Raw genomic sequence first — 20676 nt, forward strand, 5'->3', positions numbered from 1 at the left:
GTTTCGTCGTCAGTCGGTGTCGTTATCGTTATGACTTGCCGCCGGCAGCAGTATCCGGAAGGCCGTGCCCTCCTGTCCGGTGTGGCAAGCAATGATGCCCTCCATGTCATCAATCAGTTGTTTAACAATGCTCAGCCCCAGGCCGCTATGGCCATCTCCCTTGGTGCTGTTGACCGGTTCAAACAGTCGGCGTTGCAATGGCTCCGGAATGCCGGGACCGTTATCGGTGACCTGCAACTCAACCCAGCGACGTCGGTTCTGAAACAGGGGTGCCGTGGTTTTCAGAGTGACGGTTCCGGGCCGCTCTCCAAAACCCTCAACTGCGTTTCTGACCAGATTAAGGACGATCTGGCGGACCGCAGAGGGGGCTGCCTGTACTTGAGTGTCCGCTTTGCAGAGGTGCAGGTGAAGCTCCCGGTGATCGTCATGGAACAGGCTGTCCCGAAGGATTCTGCCCAGACCGGTCAGTTCCTCGTTCAGATCGGTTTCGGAGCCTGTTGCTTCGGCAGCGTGCTGGCTGATCTGCAACAACAGGTTGCCGGCCCGCTCGAGTTCTTCCTGAATGATGTTCAGCTCATCCTGAAGATCTGGATCCTGGAGCCGGCTGCGCAGCTGAAACAGATACTGGCGGATAATGGTGAGCGGGTTGCTGACCTCGTGTACCTGTCGGCGCAGACGATCGTTCACCATTTGCTGGTCCGAGCCAAGGCGATCGGCAGATGACAGCTCGAGAACCGCTGAGAGTTCCCGGGTGAACAACTCTCCGAGGTTGCGCGCACCCGCCACTGTCTGGTCGTCGATGCCAATCACGAACACACTGTCCCCGGTTGCAACCGGGAGCGCCAGTAGTGAGGGTGCGGCCAGCAAGGAGCACAGCTGTTGATCAAGCACGGTGGGTTCGGTCTGATCCATGGTTGTGGTGGTGCCGGTTCTCAGAGCAGTGGTTAGCGCGCTGTCGCCGTAGGCTGGATTAACGGACATCTCCGGCAGTTGCCGGCAGGTGCCTGAACGCAGCGTAAGATCCTCACCCTCCCGGCTGAAGCAGAGCACGGGCAGACCGGTGATCAGTGCCAGGCTGCTGGCGGCTTCCGACACCAGTGTGGAGAGGTTTTCCGGGCCAGAGGCTGGCAACGCCAGCGCGGTTCGCACCATGGTGTGTTCCAGCAGCCGCTGGTTCAGCTGACGTCTGGCCTCGCGGGCATCGTAATCAGTATCCAGAGGGATACCGAGGGAGGCAGCCACGCTGGCAACCTCTTCGCCGATCTTCTTGTTGATCTCACGGGTAAGATCTTCCTGCAACCCGAAGATGGTGGCCGCTGCCCCTACGCCTACGGCATCAGACAGAGCTAGCCGGGTAGAGAGACTGACCACCTTGACCAGGTGCCCGGCATCCCTCAGTTGTCCGGGCAAGGCCTGTTGATAGCGCATGGCATCGACAGCCATTGTGCCCAGCCCCCAGGAGGACACCAGCCCGGCGGCGATGTCGTTCTGCTGGTTCAGTATCTGTTGCTTGCGTTCGGGGCAGGGTGTTTTGATCGCAATGAGCTCGCCAATGTTATGCATCATCCCCAGAAGAAAGGCCTCTTCCGGTTCCGGGTAGCGGGTCAGCGTAGCCAGCGTCTTGGCCGTCAGTGCGGTGGTCAGGGAGTGCCGCCAGAAGTCCCTCAGTTGTTGCCACTCGTCGCCTCCAAGTTCAAACATCAGCTGTCGCAGCGCGGACGTCAGCAGCAGTGTCTGGAACTTGCGGGTGCCCAGTCGTAACAGGGCCTGCTCGACCGAATGGCTGGGCGTCGCGCGATGGTAGAGTGCAGAGCTGGTAAGGGCGAGTAGCCGGGTAACCAGGGCGGTGTCGGCAGCGACGATACGGCTGATTTCCCGATAGCTCTGACCGGAATGACAGGCATCCAGAGCGCGCAGGATAACCTCCGGTAGGCTCGGCAGCTGTAAGTCTGACGCAATGTCCGTCGCTGTAGTCATGGCACGCCCCTATAGTCCTGCGCGGTTGGCTGATGGCCGTGCGCAAGCTTCCCTGTTCTGTATTGAAGTAATATGACAGGGTGTTCATTCTTCTTGTTGGTCCCTGAGCTTAGACAATAATCCGTCACTATTAAATACTTATTGGTGCTTTTTTAAGCAATCTATCATCCGGTCTGTGATATGTGTACCCTTTTTACAGGTTAAAATGTCGCTTATAGTGACAAGTTTAAGCGTCCAGGCTGTTTTTCATGGAAGTCCCCAAGCAGACACAAAGCCAGAACCCAGCGCAAAAATCGCGCCAGACCCGAACCATTGCCATTACGGGTGGAAAGGGCGGTGTTGGCAAGACCACGGTGGCGCTGAATCTGGCCATTGCCCTGTCCGAGCAGGGCCAGAAGGTGCTTCTGCTGGATGGCGATACCGACCTTGCCAACGTCAGCATTATGGTAGGTGCCTACCCTCAGCGCACGCTTGCCGATGTGGTGGCGGGGCGATGCGTCATGCAGGATATTATCATGACCACTTACGGCGGGCTGGATCTGATCCCAGGTGCATCCGGTGTGCAGAGCTGTATGGAGATGTCGGAGCAGGGTGGTCTGGCTGTTCTGCGGGCACTGCATGAGCTTGAGAACCGCTACGACACCGTTATTATCGATACGGCGTCGGGTTTACAGTCGGTGGGATTGCACATGATTGCTGCTGCCGAGCTGGCCTGTCTGGTTGTCACGCCTGATCCGGCCTCACTAACCGACGCTTTTTCTCTGATGAAGGTACTCAAACGCCGCGGCTACCGCCGGACTCCGGCAGTGATCGTTAATATGGCGCAGGGGGCCAGTCAGGCGCGCTCTGTGTTTCAGCGTTTTAATGGTGCCTGTCAGCGCCATCTGCAGTGGTCGCTTCATTATCTGGGCGGGCTCTGGCGTGATGAAACTCTGCGTCAGTCAGTGCTGGACCAGATGCCGGTGACGGTGCTGCCGGCTTCGGACCCCTCCTGTCGGCAGTTTCACTCCCTGGCCGAGATGCTGAAGGTTCATGTTGGCCGACTTCCCCCAAGAAAGGCGGGGATCGCCGCTTATTGGTACCGGGCCGCCAAACGCGCCACTGAGTCGGACGCAGGTAATGGTCAGAACAGTGGGGCGGATAAAAGCAGCCGGCAGCATTGTCTGGATCTGATCGCACAATTAGAGAAGGCCATGATATCGATACCCGATGATGTCATGCTCAGATATGAAGCATTTACCCGGCTGTTTGCACTGTTGGGGCGCAGTCCCGATGCCGACACGGTGGAGATCATTCAGACCAGTCTCGCCGCCATGAACTGGGATAAGCTGCCGACTCGCGATCGCGCCAGTCTTGCTCGTCATTTGCGGCATTTGTCAGATGAGTTGGCGCCACCGCCGAGTGACCAGCCCCCCTCTCAGGCGGTTCATCACAGCCTTGAGGGGCCTCTGTATGACCGGGTCAGTTTCGGTGAGCAGGAGCAACTGGTACGCGCCCTGCGGGAAAAACCGGCCAATGTCTCACTGGACGACCTGCTGCGGGCGCTGGCGGGCAAAGACCGAACGGGCTCATGAGGCAGCCGTTTCAGGGTCGATCCATGTGCCTTTTTAATTGTCATTTTATTAGCGTTTTTTGTGTCGTAATTTTGCAGTCTGTCACCGTGCTGTCACGTTCGTTGTGTGAGAATTGACCGATATCGTGGCTCGTGGCCCGCAATATGCAGGCACTCTGACAGGCGGTTGCAACAGGGAATCAGTGACGACGGGGAAAGGGATGTGCCCCGCCCGCACAGTACTGGCCGGCGTCAGATCGGCATTAGTGATCTCAGAGAAGGAGTTCTATCATGGCAATACAGCAGGTACATCACGCTGACACTTCATCATCAAAGGTGCTCGGACAGCTACGCGGCAAGCGGGTTCTGATCACCGGTACCACCGGCTTTCTGGGCAAGGTGGTCCTCGAAAAGCTGATTCGGGCGGTGCCTGATATCGGCGCTATTTACCTGCTGATCCGGGGCAATAAACGGCACCCGGATGCTCGTTCCCGTTTCCTGGAAGAAATTGCCACGTCCTCGGTGTTTGACCGTCTTCGCGAGGCCGATTCAGAGGCATTTGATGCCTTTCTGGAAGAGCGCATTCACTGCGTGACCGGTGAGGTGACCGAAGCGGGTTTCGGGATAGGGCAGGAAGACTATCGCAAACTCGCCACCGAACTGGATGCGGTGATCAACTCCGCCGCGAGCGTGAATTTCCGTGAAGAGCTCGACAAGGCTCTGGCCATCAACACCCTGTGCCTTCGGAATATTGCCGGCCTGGTGGATTTGAACCCGAAGCTTGCGGTCCTGCAGGTCTCCACCTGCTATGTCAATGGCATGAACTCGGGGCAGGTCACCGAATCGGTGATCAAGCCGGCAGGCGAGGCCGTGCCGCGTTCCCCGGACGGCTTCTATGAGATAGAAGAGCTCGTTCGCCTGCTGCAGGATAAAATTGAAGACGTTCAGGCCCGTTATTCCGGCAAGGTGCTGGAGAAGAAGCTGGTGGACCTGGGAATTCGGGAAGCCAACCGCTATGGCTGGAGCGATACCTACACCTTTACCAAGTGGCTGGGCGAACAGTTGCTGATGAAGGCGTTAAACGGGCGCACCCTGACCATTCTGCGTCCTTCGATTATCGAAAGTGCCCTGGAGGAGCCGGCGCCCGGCTGGATTGAGGGGGTGAAGGTGGCAGATGCCATCATCCTGGCTTACGCACGGGAAAAAGTGACCCTGTTCCCGGGCAAACGCTCCGGTATCATCGATGTGATTCCAGTGGACCTGGTGGCCAACTCCATCATCCTTTCCCTGGCGGAAGCTCTTGGAGAACCCGGTCGGCGACGCATCTATCAATGTTGCAGCGGGGGCGGCAATCCAATCTCCCTGGGTGAGTTCATCGACCATCTCATGGCGGAATCAAAAGCCAATTACGCTGCCTACGATCACCTGTTCTACCGGCAGCCCAGCAAGCCGTTTCTGGCGGTTAACCGGGCGCTGTTTGATTTGGTGATCAGTGGTGTTCGCTTACCGCTCTCCCTGACCGACCGTGTGCTCAAATTACTGGGAAATTCCCGGGACCTGAAAATGCTCAGGAACCTGGATACCACCCAGTCGCTGGCAACCATTTTTGGTTTCTACACCGCGCCGGATTATATCTTCCGCAACGATGAGCTGATGGCGCTGGCGAACCGGATGGGTGAGGTCGATAAAGGGCTGTTCCCGGTGGATGCCCGCCTGATTGACTGGGAACTCTACCTGCGCAAGATTCACCTGGCCGGGCTCAATCGCTATGCCCTGAAAGAACGAAAGGTGTACAGCCTGAAAACCGCGCGCCAGCGTAAAAAAGCAGCCTGAAAATCTTCTCCGGGGCAGGAAAGCGTTTCTGCCCCGGATTCTTCCTTCTGTTTTGGCCATTTCCTGCGGGCCAACTATCCTTGAGAGTGTTACCTGGTAGTGGCCCGTCCCTGCCCTTATCGCTGCATTTCTGAGCAGGTTGCCCCTAATTGCCGGGCATCTTAGGACGTTAGTCTAATTCATTGTGCGGTGGCACACATGTTGAACTACAGGCATCTGTCTTGCGGGCGAAAAACGCCCGACCACCCTGAATTTAAAAACCGACAATGACAACAGACTCAGATCAAGGGGGAGCACAATGACTGACAAGCAGGTATATCCGGTAAGTCCGGAGGTCGCCGAGCGCGCACTGGTCAGCAAATCGCAATATGAGGAAATGTATCGCCAGTCCGTAGAGGACCCGAATACCTTCTGGGGCGAGCATGGCAAGCGTATTGACTGGATCAAGCCGTTCACCAAGGTCAAGAACAGTACCTACGATTACAATAACTTGTCCATCAAATGGTTCGAGGACGGTGTCCTGAACGCTTCGGCCAACTGCCTGGACCGTCACCTGGAACAGCGGGGCGATCAGACCGCGATCATCTTTGAGGGGGACGATCCCTCGGTATCCCGGAATGTCACCTACCGGGAGCTCTACGAAGAGACCTGCAAGTTTGCCAACGTGCTCAAGGATCAGGGTGTCAAAAAGGGTGATGTGGTTACCATCTACATGCCCATGATTGTTGAAACTGCCGTTGCCATGCTGGCCTGCGCACGTATTGGTGCGATCCACTCTGTGGTGTTTGGTGGCTTCTCTCCGGAAGCTCTGGCCGCACGGATTGTGAACGGCAAATCCCGTTTTGTAATTACCGCAGATGAAGGTCTGCGTGGTGGCCGTGCCATCCCACTGAAGAAGAACGTGGATTCCGCCCTCAAGCATGAGGACGACGCCAAGGTCGACAAGGTGATCGTGGTGTCTCGCACCGGTAACGATCAGGTGCCCTGGACCGAAGGCCGCGACCTGCGTTACGAAGACCTGATGAAGAACGCCTCGGCCGAGTGTCAGCCAGAGCCAATGAATGCGGAAGACCCGCTGTTCATGCTGTACACCTCGGGCTCTACCGGCGCGCCAAAAGGCGTTCTGCACACCACCGGTGGCTACATGGTCTATGCCTCCATGACCCACCAGTACGTGTTTGACTATCACGATGGTGATGTTTACTGGTGTACCGCTGACTTCGGTTGGGTAACCGGCCACAGCTACATTCTCTATGGCCCGCTGGCAAACGGTGCCATCACTCTGCTGTTCGAGGGTGTGCCCAACTATCCGGACAGTTCCCGCATGGGGCAGGTGGTCGACAAGCACAAGGTCAACATCCTGTATACTGCACCGACCGCTATCCGCGCATTGATGGCGCAGGGTGAGTCCTGCATGGACGGCACCACCCGTAGCAGCCTGAAACTGCTGGGCTCTGTGGGTGAGCCAATCAACCCGGAAGCCTGGGAGTGGTATCACCGCGTAATCGGTAACAGCAAGTGCCCGATCGTAGATACCTGGTGGCAGACTGAAACCGGCGGCATCCTGATTTCTCCGCTGCCTGGCGCGGTGGACCTGAAGCCGGGTTCCGCGACGCTGCCGTTCTTCGGCGTTCAGCCGGCATTGGTTGATAACGAGGGCAACATTCTGGAAGGCAAGACCGAAGGCAACCTGGTGATCCTCGACAGCTGGCCGGGCCAGATGCGCACCATCTACGGTGATCACGAGCGTTTCGTTCAGACTTACTTCAGCACCTACAAGGGTATGTACTTCACCGGTGACGGTGCCCGTCGGGACGAGGACGGTTACTACTGGATTACCGGTCGGGTGGATGACGTTCTGAACGTCTCTGGCCATCGACTGGGGACTGCGGAAGTTGAGAGTGCGCTGGTTGCCCACGATAAGGTGGCTGAAGCTGCCGTGGTGGGTTACCCGCATGACATCAAGGGGCAGGGCATCTACGTGTACGTAACCCTGGTGCAGGGCGAGGAGCCCAGCGACGAGCTCAAGAAGGAGCTGGTACAGTGGGTGCGTAAGGAAATCGGCCCGATTGCCTCGCCGGATGTGATTCAGTGGGCACCTGGACTGCCCAAGACCCGGTCTGGCAAGATTATGCGCAGGATTTTGCGTAAAATTGCCGCTAATGAGCATGATCAGCTTGGAGATACATCCACTCTGGCTGATCCGGGCGTAGTGGATGAGCTGATCAGCAGTCGGGCGTTCAAGTAACGCCTCGCTGCTGGCACTAACCTGTGAGGAATCTGTTGAATGACACAAACAATTATCGTCGCTGATGATCACCCGCTGTTTCGGGCAGCACTGAAACAGGCGGTTAATCAGGCGGTGCCGGATGCCGAGACGGTGGAGGTCGACAGCATCAAGGCGCTGCAGGCGGCGGTAGAGTCGCACCCGGACGCGGACCTGATCCTGCTGGATCTGAACATGCCGGGTGCCCATGGCTTTTCGGGTCTGGTGTTCATGCGAGGCCAGTACCCGGGTTTGCCGGTGGTGGTTGTGTCCGGTTCAGAGGATCTGCAGGTGATGCGCCGTTCGATTGATTACGGTGCTTCCGGCTTTATTCCCAAATCGGCACCTTTGCCGACCATTACCGAGGCGATACAGGCGGTGCTGGAGGGGGATGTCTGGCTGCCGGAGGGTGTCGCCGACAAGATTGAGCGGATGCAGGCTGAGACCACGGATTTCTCTGAGCGTCTGGCGTCGCTGACACCGCAGCAGTTCCGGGTGTTGGGGATGCTGGCCGAGGGGCTTCTGAACAAGCAGATCGCTTACGATCTGGATGTTTCGGAGGCGACGATCAAAGCTCACATCACGGCGGTGTTCCGCAAGCTTGGGGTTCGTAACCGGACTCAGGCGGTGATTGCCATTCAGCAGATGGAGCTGGATCCTTCGGAGCAGTCGCTTTCGGGGAGTTGAGGTTTTAGCTTTTAAGTTTGTTTCAAAACGGGAGCCTTTGGGCTCCCGTTTTTGTTTTCGGCTTATGGGTGACTCCCGGCTCTCGGCGTCGGTGCTGTGCCGCAGATGGGGAAGCCCTCCCTGGGACCGCTACGAGCACTTCCATGTGCGCTTCTCTTTGGCCATCCATGGCCAAAGACATCCCAGGGAGGGCTTCCCCACCTGCGTCATCATGCTTTGGTGATTGCTTATCGGGATACGCTTGTTATCCATTTTATGGGCGGGTTCCCTTTCTCGTTCTTTGGCCATTGTTTTATTGGGTTTTCTGTTGTAGTTTTCGGCTAACAAGTGTGCGCTGAAAGTTTGGTGCATGGTGCGTGTATTCAACCGTAAATGTGGACAGGTAAAAGATGAACGCAGCAGTGAAACCCGAAACAAGCGTGAGTGCGGTTTTCGGAAAACCGGACGAACGGGAACTCCGGGATCGCATGAAAAAGGAACTTCCCGCTGACACGTTCAAGCCGCAGACCTGGCGGGTAATCTGGTTTCTGCCTCTGCAGGCCATTATCTGGGGTGGGCTGGCCGTTATCCTGATGGCGGGTTTGCCGTGGTACGCCAATCTGGGGCTGGCGTTGCTGGTGGGGCATACTATAGGTTGCCAGGCACTGCTAGCCCATGAGGTGCTGCATGGTGCTCTGGGCATGAGCCGGCGCTGGCAGAATGTGTTTGGCTGGCTGGGGTTTGGGCCGTTGTTGGTGCCGCCGGAGTTCTGGCGCAAGTGGCACAATGTCGTGCATCACGGTAACACCAATACCGGCGATACGGACCCGGACAGCTTCGGCACGCTGCGTCGTTACAAGACCAACCCGGGCCAGAAGAAGTTTCACAAGCTGGCTCCGGGTTCGGGTACCTGGTACAGCTATCTGTTCCTGACCTATTCCTTCACCTTCCACGCCCAGCTGGTGCTGTGGATTCAGGCGAAACGCCGCAAGCAGTTCAAGGGGTTTGATCGCCGGAAGGCCATCGCGCAGGTGTTTCTGTGCCTGGGGGGCTGGCTGGCGCTGGCTGTGGTTTCTGGCTCGCTCGCGCTGTTTACGGTGCTGATTCCGTTCATGGTGGCCAATGCGCTGGGGCAGGGCTATATCCTCACCAATCACTTCCTGCGGCCGCAGACAGCCACCAATAACCCGCTGGATAATTCCATGAGCCTGCGCAGCCATCCGGTGCTGGACCGACTGCATTTCCGCTTCAGCCACCACATCGAACACCACTTCTTTCCGAAAATGGCCCACAACATGGCGCCGAGGGTTCGCAAGTGGCTGGAGGAAAACGAGCCGGAGCGCTACATGGCCATGCCTCATGGCACGGCGCTCAGGATGCTGTACACCACCCCGCGGGTCTATAAATCTCCGACGGAGTTGGTGGATCCTAATGATGAAAGCCGGGTGTTTGATTTGCTGCCGTTACAGGTACAGTTCTCTGCAGCTAGTCGCTATCAGGTCTAGTGAGTAAGGCGGCATATTCGTAGGAGCGGATGACCGGTAGGGCTTTCCAAAACTGTGCGGAGCCAGGGATGGCGGAGCTCAAGCGTCACATGGATGTGCCGAAGGAGCGTGTTTTGGAAAGCCCTACCGGTTAGCCGATCCGGTGTCAGACAAAGGAATCCGAGCACTAACTCCCGGCGTAGCCAAGCTCTTTGTTCACCAGGTTAAACAGCTCGCCCCGCTTGTGCCACCGATCAAAGTTCTCCAGGAACTGATCGGTGAGCGCCCGCTTCCAGCCGATAAAATCACCGGCCATATGGGCGGTCATGATCACGTTTTCCCGCTGCCAGAGCGGGTGATCCGAGGGCAGGGGCTCCTCCTCAAAAACATCCAGTCCGGCGCCGGCAATCTCGCCATCGTCGAGTGCCTTGAGCAGGGCTTCGGTATTGACGATCGGGCCGCGGCCGATGTTGATCAGGCGCGCGGTCTTTTTCATGGCGGCAAAGGCTTTGGCATCAAACAGGCCTTCGGTTTGTGGCGTCAACGGTGCTGCAATCACCACGAAATCTGCATGTGAGAGCTGCTCGTAGAGCTCGTCGTTGCCATGCACCGCCACGAAATCCGGGTCATCACGCCTCGGAGTGCGGGCGATACCGTGGGCGTGCAGGCCGATGGCATTTACCAGCCGGCCAATCTGCCGGCCGATGGAGCCAGCGCCGACTACCAGTATCTGTTTGCCCTCGGCCCGTTCGGTATCCCGGTGTTTCCACTCCTGATTCATCTGCAGCCGGATGGAGCGGGGGAAATCCTTGGCGAACATCAGGATGGTACAGAGCACGTATTCGGCGATGGTGCGGTCGAAAATGCCACGGGCGTTGGTGACCACCACATCGCTCTTGATCAGGGCGGGAAACATCAGCGCATCCACCCCCGCGCTGGTGGCGTGAATCCATTGCAGCTTGTCAGCACAGGGCCACGCCGCTTCAAGGGCTTCGGTACGGAAGTCCGTGACCATCATGACATCGGTACCGGGCAGGCTTTCACGCAGGGTGGGTTCGTCGCAGGCAAAGCGCACTTCAGCCCGGGCCTTGACCGCCTCTATGCCCGGCGGTGCCGGTTCTCCCGGTGCTGTCAGAACGGTAACGACCGGTTTGCGTGAATCTGTCATGTAACCTCCGGTGATGGTGCACTCAAATAACGACTGTCTTACTAGTCTGGTTGGCGGTTGTGGGCTGGTCAACCTGAGGCAGCCGGAACCGGTTTTTCAGGGGTTCGGTTATCCTTTAGTCCCGCTTGCTTGTACCCCCCCTCTTTCCTGACTAACCTGCAAAGGTACGCTTTTATTTGCCCTGTCCCCCAGGAGGTGCTTATGGCGGAATCCGCGAACAAGGACACCGGCCAGACCAAGCCGCGTAAAGTGAAGTACCGGAAGACCAAGGCCAGTTGGAACCCTGCCATGCAGGCCATTCCTGTTTCGGGGATTCGCCGCCTGGTGAATATGGCATCCACCATGAAGGATGTGATTCATCTGTCGATCGGCCAGCCAGATCTGCCAACGCCCAAACATGTTATCGATGCCTACATTGATGCGCTCAATGCCGGCCAGACCGGTTACACCATGGATGCCGGCCTGCCAGAGCTTCTGGTTGCACTGCGGGATTACTACGGCAAGCGCTACAACCGCAAGCTCACCCGTGACAATATCCTGGTGACCAGCGGCGCTACTGAAGCCATGTATCTGGCCATTTCGGCCACCTCGGCGCCCGGGCGGCAGTTCATCGTGACCGACCCATCGTTTCTGCTATATGCACCGTTGATCCGGATGACCGGGGGTGAGGTGAAGTTTGTGCCCACGAGGGCCGAGAACAACCACCAGCTGGATCCGGACGATGTAATTCGGGCCATGGGCTCCCGCACCTTTGCGCTGATCCTGAACAACCCGAACAACCCCACCGGGGCGGTGTATCCCCGCAGTACCGTGGAGACCATTCTGGAAGAGTGCGCCTATCGTGGCATCCAGGTATACGCCGATGAAGTGTATGACCACCTGATTTTTGATGACGATGATTTTGCCAGTGTCCTCAATTGCTCCATGGACCTGGACAACATCATGTGCATCAGCAGTTTCTCCAAAACCTACAGTATGGCCGGCCTGCGCGTGGGCTGGGTCATTTCCAGCCAGGCGGCGATCAAGTCCCTGCGCCGGTACCATATGTTCACCACCTCAGTGGCCAATACCCCATCCCAGTTTGCCGGCGTGGCGGCGCTGACGGCCGACCAGCAATGCGTTCAGGACATGGTGGATATTTACCGGGAGCGTCGGGACAAGGTTGTCGAGTTGATTGATCAAACCCCTTACCTGACCGGCTACAAGCCCGGTGGTGCCTTTTTCGCCTTCCCGGACTTGCCGCCCCACGTGGATGGTTCGGATCTGGCCTTGCGCATGCTGAAGGAAACCGGTGTCTGCGTGGTGCCGGGGGACGCCTTTGGTGAACACTGCACCAACGCCTTGCGGTTCAGCTTCTCCACTACCTGCGAGCGTATGGAAGAGGCCTTTGACCGGATCATCCCCTGGATGGCCAAACAGCAGTTCTGAGGCCTGACATGTCGGCTCTGGAATCCGTCCTGATTCAATGTCCTTACTGTTGGGAGACGCTGGATATCAGCGTCGACCCGACCGTGCCTGAGCAGGAATATGTCGAGGACTGCCAGGTGTGCTGTCAGCCCATTGTTCTGACTGTCCAGTTGGAAGAGGGGCGAGTCGTCAGCGTGGATGCCCGCCCAGAAAACGAGTAAGCGCATGACCAATCGTTAATGCCAGTCAGTTGCGGTGCAGGGCGCTCTGGCGCAGGATAAAAGCCGACCAATTTGCAGGGAATCCAATCATGTTGAATCACGCCAAAGCCTGGCTGCTGTCTCTGTTCGTTGTGCTGACGGCTAGCGGCTGCGCAAGCCTTTCGCCCTACGCCATCTCCGAGGGTGAGATTGAGGGTCACCTGAAGGATGTGGTGGCGGAGTTTGATCGAAAACAGCTGCAGAGTGGGTCGCCTCTCAGTCTCAGCCTGGATGACGCGGATATTACCCTTGGACCTGATGGTCGGGACGTAGCGGTGATCGACCTGCGTGGACAGGTAGCCCTGAATGCGTTGATGGCCAAGTTACCCGTGGACCTCGCTTTGAAAGTGGAGGGCGCGCCGGTATACGACCGCCAGGAGAAAGCGGTGTATATCCGCCGCTTGCAGTTGCTGGAGAGCTCGATTGACTCGCCCTTCTTCAAAGGGGATCTGGCACCCATCACCGACAATGTCATGCGGGCGGTGGCCCAGATGCTGGAAACCATGCCGGTGTATCGTCTGGATGAAACCGATTTCGCCCAGCGTATGTTCGGGATGGTACCGATGGATGTGCGGGTAGCCCCGGGACGACTGGAGTTTGTGATGGCGGATCAGTAAGACCGAATCCTGCCTTCTGGTCAGTGGAAGCAACAAGGCCGGGTGGATGACGTTCCTCCCGGCCTTTCTGCTTGCTGGTACCGGCCTATGGCTCAGGCCGTGGCTTTCAGTGCCTCTTCGAAGATGCCGGTGGCTTCGTCAATCTGTTGCTGGTTGACGATCAGCGGCGGCAGCCAGCGCACTATCTCCTGGTATGGGCCACACCGCAGCATCAGCAGCCCCCGCTTTTCACATTCTTTCAGGATCTTGCCGGCGCGTTCTCCGTCCGGGCAGTCTCCGCGGCGCATCTCCACGCCAACCATCAGGCCTTTGCCCCGAACATCTGCCATTTCCGGGTAGTCTTTTTTCAAACTGTGCAGGTTGTCCCACAGGCGTTCGCCCATCGCATCGGCATTCTGCACCAGGCCCTCTTCCTGAATCACGTCGATGGTGGCTATGGCGGCAGCCGCCGCTACAGCGTTGCCGCCATAGGTGCCGCCCTGAGAACCCGGCCAGCCCTTGGCCATGGTTTCTTCTGAAGCCGCCAGAGCAGAAATGGGGAAGCCGCTGGCCAGGCCTTTGGCGATCATGATGGCGTCGGGTGTTACCCCGAAGTGTTCGTGGGCCCAGAACTTGCCGCTGCGGCCGAACCCGGCCTGTACTTCGTCGAACACCAGCATGATGCCGTGCTTGTCGCAGCGCTCCCGCAACCCCTGCATAAAACGAGGGTTGGCCGGCACATAGCCACCCTCGCCCTGAACCGGCTCAATCAGCATGGCCGCGGTTTCCTTGGGGGCGGAATAGGTCACGAAGATGCGATCCAACTCTCTCAGGCAGAAGTCCGTGGCCTCATCCAGGCTCCAGCCGTAATGGAAGGCGTGGGGGAATGGCGCGACGACCACACCCCCCATCATCGGGCTGACACCGGCTCGCAGGCCCACGCTGGAGGTGGTCATGGACAGTGAGCCCATGGTGCGACCATGAAAGCCGCCATGGAATACGATCACATTGGGGCGGCCGGTGGCCTGGCGCACCAGGCGGATGGCACCTTCGGCCACTTCGGTGCCGGCATTGGAAAAGAAAAAGGCATTCAGTGGGTCCGGAGTCAGGGCGCCGAGCTTTTCTGCCAGTTCCGGTAGTCTCGGGTTCATGACCGTGGTGGCCTGGGCATGGATCATGGTGGCCACCTGCTTCTGGGCCGCTTCCACCACTTTCGGGTGACAGTGCCCGGTACTGGTGACACCAATGCCGGAGGTAAAGTCCAGGTAACGGCGACCTTCCGGGTCAATAATATAGGCACCTTCGCCTTTGGCGGCGGTGATGCCGGTAGCCTGCTTGAGCAGGGGAGACAGTTTGCCTTTATGGTCGGTCATGGACACCTCCCGAAGTGAATGGAATACCTCTTTTGCAGCCTAGTCAGGCCCCAAGGCGTTTACAAATAGCATCCCCGATTTCCCGGGTGCTGCGTTGTTCAGAGCCTTTCTCTGCGAGATCCGCGGCCACCGCATCAAACAGTTCCTGCCCGGCCTGGGCCAGCAACGGATCTTTTCGGCCTAGCCAGTCCAGCATGCGGGCGGTGGTAAACAGCATGGCGGTTGGATCAGCGATGCCCTGGCCGGCGATATCCGGCGCGCTACCGTGGGTGGGTTCAAACATGGAGGGCATGTCCGGGTCGGTCGGGTTCAGGTTGCAGGACGGAGCTACCCCCATGCCCCCCGAGATCACGGCGGCCAGATCGGTCAGAATATCGCCCTGGAGGTTGCTGGCTACGACTACGTCAAAGGCCCAGGGGCTGGAGACAAATTTCATGCAGGCGGCATCCACCAGTTCGTGATGGGTGGCTACATCCGGGAATTCCCGGCTGATTTCCTCAAACACTTCGGTATACATATCACCCCAGTAACGCAGGGCATTGCGTTTGGTGATCAGACACACCTGGCTTTCGCAGGTTTTGCCATCCAGTGTCCGGAAGCTGCGGGTGCGACCTTGCTGAATACGGTCGCCGGCCCGTTTACGAGCCTGTTCAAAGCCGTACCGGATAATCCGCTCGGTGGCCCGGCGCGTGAACACCTCCATCTGGGTGGCCACTTCATCGGGCGATCCCTGGCGCAGACGGCCGCCCTGGCTGACGTACTCGCCTTCGCTGTTCTCGCGGATCACCAGCATATCGATGTCCTTGGCGCGCTCATCCTTCAGATACTGGCGTGCCCCGGGCAGCAGCCGTGCCGGGCGTTCACACACCCACTGGTCGAAGCCCTTACGCATCTCCAGCAGGGGGGCGAGCGAAATGCTGTCCGGTAACAGATAGCGCTCCGGGTCGTGCATGGGGCCCGGATCTCCCAGCGCGCCCAGCAATATGGCGTCGTAAGCCTTGAGCTGCTCCAGGGCATCTGATGGCCAGGACTCGCCGTGTTCTTCATGCCAGGCGTGGGACGGCCACGGGAAACGGGTCCATTCCAGCGGCAGGCTGTGCTTCGCCCGCAGCGTCTCCAGGCAGCGCACGGCTTCTGCGACCACCTCCGGGCCAATACCATCTCCGGGTGTTACTGCAATGCGGGTGGTCTGGGCCATTCACGAACCTCCTTCCTGTGCGGCTTGGCTGATTGAATACAACAAAACCAGTGTAGACCCGCAGCCCGCAGATGCCACCCGACGATAGGTGGTATAGCGAGTTTTCGTTTTACCCGATTGCGGATGGTGTCTATAGTGGAATGTGATTGATTCTTTTACAGTTCCACCCGAACATTTTTCAAGCGAGCCGCCCCGGAGCTTCTGTGAATAGACCCGCTGTCCTTTTTGATGAATCCCACTGCGACGAATGCGCCTGTGGCAATGGCCTGGACTTTTCCTTCAGTTTTGCCTTCCAGCCCATTGTGGATGCTGAAAACAAAACGGTATTCGCTTACGAGGCGCTGGTGCGGGGAACCGAAGGGCAAGGAGCCATGACCGTGCTGGATAAGGTGAATAGCCAGAACCAGTACGCGTTTGACCAGATCTGCCGGGTCAAGGCGGTGAAACTGGCATCGCGGCTTGATATGCAGGCCATGTTGAGCATCAACTTCATGCCCAACGCGGTCTACCAGGCGGAGTATTGCATTCGTACCACGCTGGCAGCGGCCAAGACCTATAATTTCGACACCCGAAAGATCATCTTCGAGGTGGTAGAGGGTGAGGAGATGACCTCGGTTGATCACCTCACCTCCATCATCGAGGCCTACAAGAGCATGGGGTTCAGCACCGCCATTGATGATTTCGGTGCCGGTTACTCCCGCTACAACCTGATGATCTCGAGCCCGCCGGATTTGCTGAAACTGGATATGGGGCTGGTTCGCAACATCCATGCGGAACCCAACAAGCAGGCGGTGGTCTCAGGTATCATCACCATGATGCGCCAGCTTGGCGGCCGAATCGTGGCGGAGGGCGTGGAAACGCCGGAAGAATACTTCTGGCTCCGTTCTCAAGGGATCGCCCTGTACCAGGGTTACCTGTTCGCCAAACCAGGATTCGAGTGCCTGCCCGAGCCGGTGTTTCCCGACTGACTGACCCTTAACAGGATGTTTCTGTGCTCTATCGCCTGATTACCCTGATCGGCGGCCTGGTCTTTGTGGCTGCCCTGTTTGCCCTGGTCTGGTTCTTCTGCAAGAAGTTTCTGGAACACCACGGCGTGACCGACCAGACCTCGGACCGCGCGACTGTGCTGGCTACCTGGACCTTCGCCGGAATCGCCATTGGCCTGGTGTTTGCCGTGGTCGGCGCGTTCGTGCTTGGCCCCTGGGCGTTCTATCGCACCCTTCGTGGTCACGGTGTCGACATCTCCGATGGCGCGGCCATCTGGTGGGGCTTCGGTATCGTGGCGGTTTCTCTGGCGATTACCGCAGCTGGCTTCTTCGGCTTTCTGATGCTGGTCGGCGCCTATTGAGCTTGCTGCAGATTACGCAGCAAGTCCCGGAACCATACCAGCGCGGGTTCCTGTTCATAGGCCTTGTGCCAATACAGGTGAACATCAATCGACGGCATCTCCACCGGCGGCGCCAGCACCTCAATATCGGCATTCTGGGCAATGATCCGGGCGTAGGTTTCCGGCATCGTCAGCAACAGATCCGAACTCTCCACCACACGGCAGGCGGCGTAGTAATGCTGGCAGCGCAAGCGGATAGTGCGCTGGGCGCCGTGGCGGGAGAGCTCGAAATCCTCAATTCCCGGCCCCTCCGCCCGTGACGATACCAGAATGTGCCTCGCCTCCAGATAGCTGGCCATATCCAGCCCTTGCGCGATGACCGGGTGACCCTTTCGCGCCAGCACCACCAGCCGGTCCTGCCTGAGCAGTTCATGGCTGGTCTGGTTGCTCACCGGCAGTAACACATCAATGGCAAAGTCCAGTTTGCCCGCCGCCAGTTGTGTTTCCATATCACGCCGTGCGACACGCTGACTCTGCACCTCCATGTCCGGATAGGGCGCCAGTTTTGAAATCAGCTGGGGCAAGAAGGTGGATTCCAGAACATCCCGAAGGCCGAGTGCGTAGGTTTTGCGCTGGCTGGCGGGGTCGAAGGCGTGAAACTGATTCACCGCACTCTGGATCTGGTTCAGCCCCGGGCGCATGGATTCCAGAAACCGTCGGGCCAGGGGGGTGGGCACCATCTGGTTACCCTGGCGGGTAAACAGCGGATCATTGAAATGATCCCGAAGCCGGGCCAGGGAATGGCTGATCGCAGGCTGGGTCAGATGCAGAGCCTTTGCGGCCCGCGTCAGGCTTCCTTCCCGATAGATAGTGTCGAAAACATGCAGCAGGTTCAGGTCCGGTCGATTCAGCGCCATGATGAGGTTCCGTTTTCTGAATAAGCATGGTTAATGATAAACGATAAGAACAATTCAGTCGCGTAATAACGCGTTGGCTCCTAGACTGATTCCCATCTGATCGACATTGCCCCCGACAGGGCGGCCAGCGCGAGGAGCTGCACCATGGATTTCAATATTTCCGAGAAAGGCCAGGATTACCTGAAGCGCGTGAAACAGTTCATGCGCGACGAGATTTTTCCCATTGAGGAGCAGTATCACAAGGAGCTTGCTTCTCAGGAAAACCGCTGGGTGGTGCTGCCGATCATCAAAGAACTGAAAGAAAAAGCCAAGGCCCAGGGCCTGTGGAACATGTTCTTTCCTGACGACAAGTACGGCTGTGGCCTGCTCAACTCCGACTACGCCCTGATTGCCGAAGAAACCGGTCGCAGCTTCATCGCCCCGGAAATCTTCAACTGCAACGCGCCGGATACCGGCAACATGGAAGTACTGATCCACTACGGCTCCGAAGAACAGAAAGCCGAATGGCTGCCGAAACTGCTGAGCGGCGAAATCCGCTCCGCCTTCTGCATGACCGAACCGGCCGTTGCCTCTTCCGATGCCACCAACATGGAAGCCACCGCCACCGTAGAAGGTGACGAAGTGGTGCTCAACGGCCGCAAATGGTGGAGCACCGGCATTGGCCACCCAGACTGCAAAGTGGGCATCTTCATGGGTGTAACCGACCCGGATGCCCAAAAGCACCGCCGACACTCCATGGTGCTGGTGCCGCTGGATGCCCCGGGCATCACCATCGAGCGCATGCTGCCGGTCTTTGGCGCCTACGACGAGCCATACGGCCACGGCCAGGTGTTGTTCGACAACGTACGTTTGCCCAAAAGCGCCATCATCGCCGGCCCGGGCCGCGGCTTCGAAATCGCTCAGGGCCGTTTGGGGCCAGGCCGCGTGCACCACTGCATGCGTGCCATCGGGGCTGCCGAGCGCGCTCTTGAGATCATGATCAAGCGCGCCATGACCCGCGAAGCTTTCGGTCGGCCAATCGCCAAGTTGGGCGGCAATCCGGACATCATCGCCAACGCCCGTATGAACATCGAACAGGCGAGGTTGCTGACCCTGAAATGTGCCTGGGCCCTGGATACCAAGGGCATTATGGGCGCGTTGCAGGAAGTGTCCATGATCAAGGCGGTGGTGCCGAAGATGCTTCAGCAGATTGTGGATGACGCGATTCAGATTCACGGCGGGGCCGGTGTCAGCGACGATGATTTCCCGCTGACGGCATTGTTCGGTTACGCTCGGGTTCTGCGGTTGGCCGACGGTCCCGACGAAGTGCATCGGGCCATGGTGGCTCGCCTGGAGCTTCGGAAGTATAAGTCCTGATTTTGGGCTTGGGTGCTTTGGCTCTTCTGGCCTCTTGGCTCGGAGTGGGTGGCCGTTGGGGTGGCGCTTCTGAAAAGCGCTCCTTCGGCACGTCCATGTGGCGCTTGTGTTCCGCCATCCATGGCTCTACAAATTTTCAGAAGCGCCACCCCAACGGCCACATCCAACTTTTGGGAGGGACTTCCCTGAACAAATGCTGGTGGTTTTGCCAAGGTGGATCTCGAATGGGTTACCGAGCGGTGCGCCAAAGAATTTTCTTCTTTTGAACAGCATACTGGAGAGTATGGGAGTTGGTGCCAGAGGGCCCTTTCCAAAAATTTCGGAGGCCATGGATGGCCGGAGAGAAGCGCACATGGATGTGCTTGTAGCGGTTTTTGGAAAGGGCCCTCTGGCACCAACTCTTTCTCATAAGCATAAAGAACGCGAAGTCCAAAATACAAAACGAACTCAAACGTAGAAACGGTGAGCACGAACATGACACAGAGAGTATTCATAACCGGCGGGGCCAGTGGCCTGGGCCGGGCGATTGCATTGCGGTATGCCAAAGAAGGGGCCAAAGTCTGCATCGGTGACATTAACCCGGAGCAGGGCGTCGCCGTTGAGGCGGAACTGAACCAGGCCGGCGGCGAAGGTTATTTCGTGGAATGCGATGTACGCCGCCTGAGCGACTTCGAGAAAGTCCGTGATGACCTGGTCCAGAAATGGGGGGGAGTGGACGTAGTCGTGAACAACGCCGGCGTTGCCTCCGCAGGTTCCATTGAAGACACCACCATCGGTGACTGGGAATGGATTCTCGACATCAACGTACTGGGCGTCGTGCGTGGCTGCAAAGCCTTTACCCCGCTGTTCAAGGAACAAGGCTCCGGCGCGTTTGTGAATGTGGCTTCCATGGCCGGGCTCATGCTGGCGCCATTGATGGACAGCTACAATGTTTCCAAAGCCGGGGTGATAGCCCTGTCGGAAACCCTCAGCCAGGAATTGCGTGATTCCGGCATTCACGTCAGTTGCGTGTGCCCGGCGTTCTTCCAGACCAACCTGGCCAGCACCATGCGTTCGGATATTCCCGGTATTCAACAGAACGTGAACAAGCTGATGAAGCGCTCCAGCATCACCGCCGAAGACGTGGCCGAGGATATCTTCCGCAGTGTGAAAGACAAAGACTTCTGGGTACTGCCCCACGCCAAAGAGCGCCGCATGTGGATGCTCAAGCGCCACGCCCCCTGGGCGTTTGACTGGCTGATGCACCAGGAAACCAAGCGCTGGATGAGCAAGATGGGTAGCAAGGCGAACGCCTGA

Annotated in this window: 17 protein-coding genes; 12 read left to right on the forward strand and 5 right to left on the reverse strand. The window is 58.1% G+C overall.

Annotation, left to right across the window (positions count from 1 at the left end; translation table 11 throughout):
* Window positions 1-9: 9 nt before the first annotated feature.
* Complete coding sequence (locus Q674_RS23670; RefSeq protein ID WP_023007939.1) at window positions 10-1977, reverse strand: HDOD domain-containing protein; 1968 nt, start codon at window positions 1975-1977, stop codon at window positions 10-12.
* A 248-nt stretch (window positions 1978-2225) separates the two neighbouring features.
* On the opposite strand from Q674_RS23670, the gene Q674_RS23675 reads away from it, so the two are divergent.
* From Q674_RS23675 to Q674_RS23695, 5 genes are all read left to right on the forward strand, one after another.
* A complete protein-coding gene (locus Q674_RS23675) occupies window positions 2226-3551 on the forward strand; it encodes a MinD/ParA family protein (protein ID WP_023007940.1) in 1326 nt (441 codons plus the stop codon).
* Between the two features lie 269 nt (window positions 3552-3820).
* Complete coding sequence (locus Q674_RS23680; RefSeq protein WP_023007941.1) at window positions 3821-5362, forward strand: fatty acyl-CoA reductase; 1542 nt, start codon at window positions 3821-3823, stop codon at window positions 5360-5362.
* Window positions 5363-5660: 298 nt separating this feature from the next.
* Window positions 5661-7610, forward strand: a complete 1950-nt coding sequence (gene acs, locus Q674_RS23685) for an acetate--CoA ligase (protein WP_023007942.1) — start codon at window positions 5661-5663, stop codon at window positions 7608-7610.
* A 39-nt stretch (window positions 7611-7649) separates the two neighbouring features.
* Window positions 7650-8315 carry a response regulator gene (locus Q674_RS23690; protein ID WP_011785685.1) on the forward strand — a complete coding sequence of 222 codons (666 nt, stop codon included), beginning with the start codon at window positions 7650-7652 and terminating at the stop codon, window positions 8313-8315.
* A 389-nt stretch (window positions 8316-8704) separates the two neighbouring features.
* The gene (locus Q674_RS23695) at window positions 8705-9799 is read left to right on the forward strand and encodes a fatty acid desaturase family protein (protein WP_023007943.1); all 1095 of its coding nucleotides are present in this window, start codon (window positions 8705-8707) and stop codon (window positions 9797-9799) included.
* A gap of 166 nt (window positions 9800-9965) precedes the next feature.
* On the opposite strand, the gene Q674_RS23700 is transcribed toward Q674_RS23695, so the two are convergent.
* Window positions 9966-10946: a D-2-hydroxyacid dehydrogenase gene (locus Q674_RS23700; protein WP_023007944.1), complete on the reverse strand. Its 981-nt coding sequence runs from the start codon at window positions 10944-10946 to the stop codon at window positions 9966-9968.
* Window positions 10947-11147: 201 nt separating this feature from the next.
* On the opposite strand from Q674_RS23700, the gene Q674_RS23705 reads away from it, so the two are divergent.
* The 3 genes from Q674_RS23705 (at window position 11148) to Q674_RS23715 (ending at window position 13230) form a co-directional block, all read left to right on the forward strand.
* The gene (locus Q674_RS23705; RefSeq protein ID WP_011785682.1) at window positions 11148-12374 is read left to right on the forward strand and encodes a pyridoxal phosphate-dependent aminotransferase; all 1227 of its coding nucleotides are present in this window, start codon (window positions 11148-11150) and stop codon (window positions 12372-12374) included.
* An 8-nt stretch (window positions 12375-12382) separates the two neighbouring features.
* On the forward strand, window positions 12383-12574 hold the full coding sequence (locus Q674_RS23710) for a CPXCG motif-containing cysteine-rich protein (RefSeq protein ID WP_022990918.1): 192 nt from the start codon (window positions 12383-12385) through the stop codon (window positions 12572-12574).
* Between the two features lie 89 nt (window positions 12575-12663).
* The gene (locus Q674_RS23715; protein WP_022990919.1) at window positions 12664-13230 is read left to right on the forward strand and encodes a DUF1439 domain-containing protein; all 567 of its coding nucleotides are present in this window, start codon (window positions 12664-12666) and stop codon (window positions 13228-13230) included.
* Window positions 13231-13322: 92 nt separating this feature from the next.
* On the opposite strand, the gene Q674_RS23720 is transcribed toward Q674_RS23715, so the two are convergent.
* Together Q674_RS23720 and Q674_RS23725 are read right to left on the reverse strand one after the other, a co-directional pair.
* A complete protein-coding gene (locus Q674_RS23720) occupies window positions 13323-14582 on the reverse strand; it encodes an aspartate aminotransferase family protein (protein ID WP_023007945.1) in 1260 nt (419 codons plus the stop codon).
* A gap of 43 nt (window positions 14583-14625) precedes the next feature.
* Window positions 14626-15780: an isocitrate/isopropylmalate dehydrogenase family protein gene (locus tag Q674_RS23725; protein WP_023007946.1), complete on the reverse strand. Its 1155-nt coding sequence runs from the start codon at window positions 15778-15780 to the stop codon at window positions 14626-14628.
* 203 nt (window positions 15781-15983) lie between these two features.
* On the opposite strand from Q674_RS23725, the gene Q674_RS23730 reads away from it, so the two are divergent.
* Both Q674_RS23730 and Q674_RS23735 read left to right on the forward strand, forming a co-directional pair.
* Window positions 15984-16748, forward strand: a complete 765-nt coding sequence (locus Q674_RS23730) for an EAL domain-containing protein (protein ID WP_023007947.1) — start codon at window positions 15984-15986, stop codon at window positions 16746-16748.
* Window positions 16749-16771: 23 nt separating this feature from the next.
* Window positions 16772-17128 (forward strand): hypothetical protein, encoded by a 357-nt coding sequence (locus Q674_RS23735; RefSeq protein WP_023007948.1) that lies wholly within the window; start codon window positions 16772-16774, stop codon window positions 17126-17128.
* Here Q674_RS23735 and Q674_RS23740 read toward each other — a convergent pair.
* A complete protein-coding gene (locus Q674_RS23740; protein ID WP_023007949.1) occupies window positions 17122-18024 on the reverse strand; it encodes a LysR family transcriptional regulator in 903 nt (300 codons plus the stop codon). The genes Q674_RS23735 and Q674_RS23740 overlap by 7 nt on opposite strands.
* Before the next feature lie 144 nt (window positions 18025-18168).
* Between Q674_RS23740 and Q674_RS23745 the strand changes: the two genes are divergently transcribed.
* Together Q674_RS23745 and Q674_RS23750 are read left to right on the forward strand one after the other, a co-directional pair.
* Entirely contained in the window at window positions 18169-19380 is a 1212-nt protein-coding gene (locus tag Q674_RS23745) for an acyl-CoA dehydrogenase family protein (protein WP_014420798.1), read from the forward strand.
* 474 nt (window positions 19381-19854) lie between these two features.
* The gene (locus Q674_RS23750; RefSeq protein WP_011785673.1) at window positions 19855-20676 is read left to right on the forward strand and encodes an SDR family oxidoreductase; all 822 of its coding nucleotides are present in this window, start codon (window positions 19855-19857) and stop codon (window positions 20674-20676) included.

Origin of the sequence: Marinobacter sp. EVN1, from assembly GCF_000475375.1 — a bacterium.
In the GTDB taxonomy this organism is placed as follows: Bacteria; Pseudomonadota; Gammaproteobacteria; order Pseudomonadales; family Oleiphilaceae; genus Marinobacter; species Marinobacter nauticus.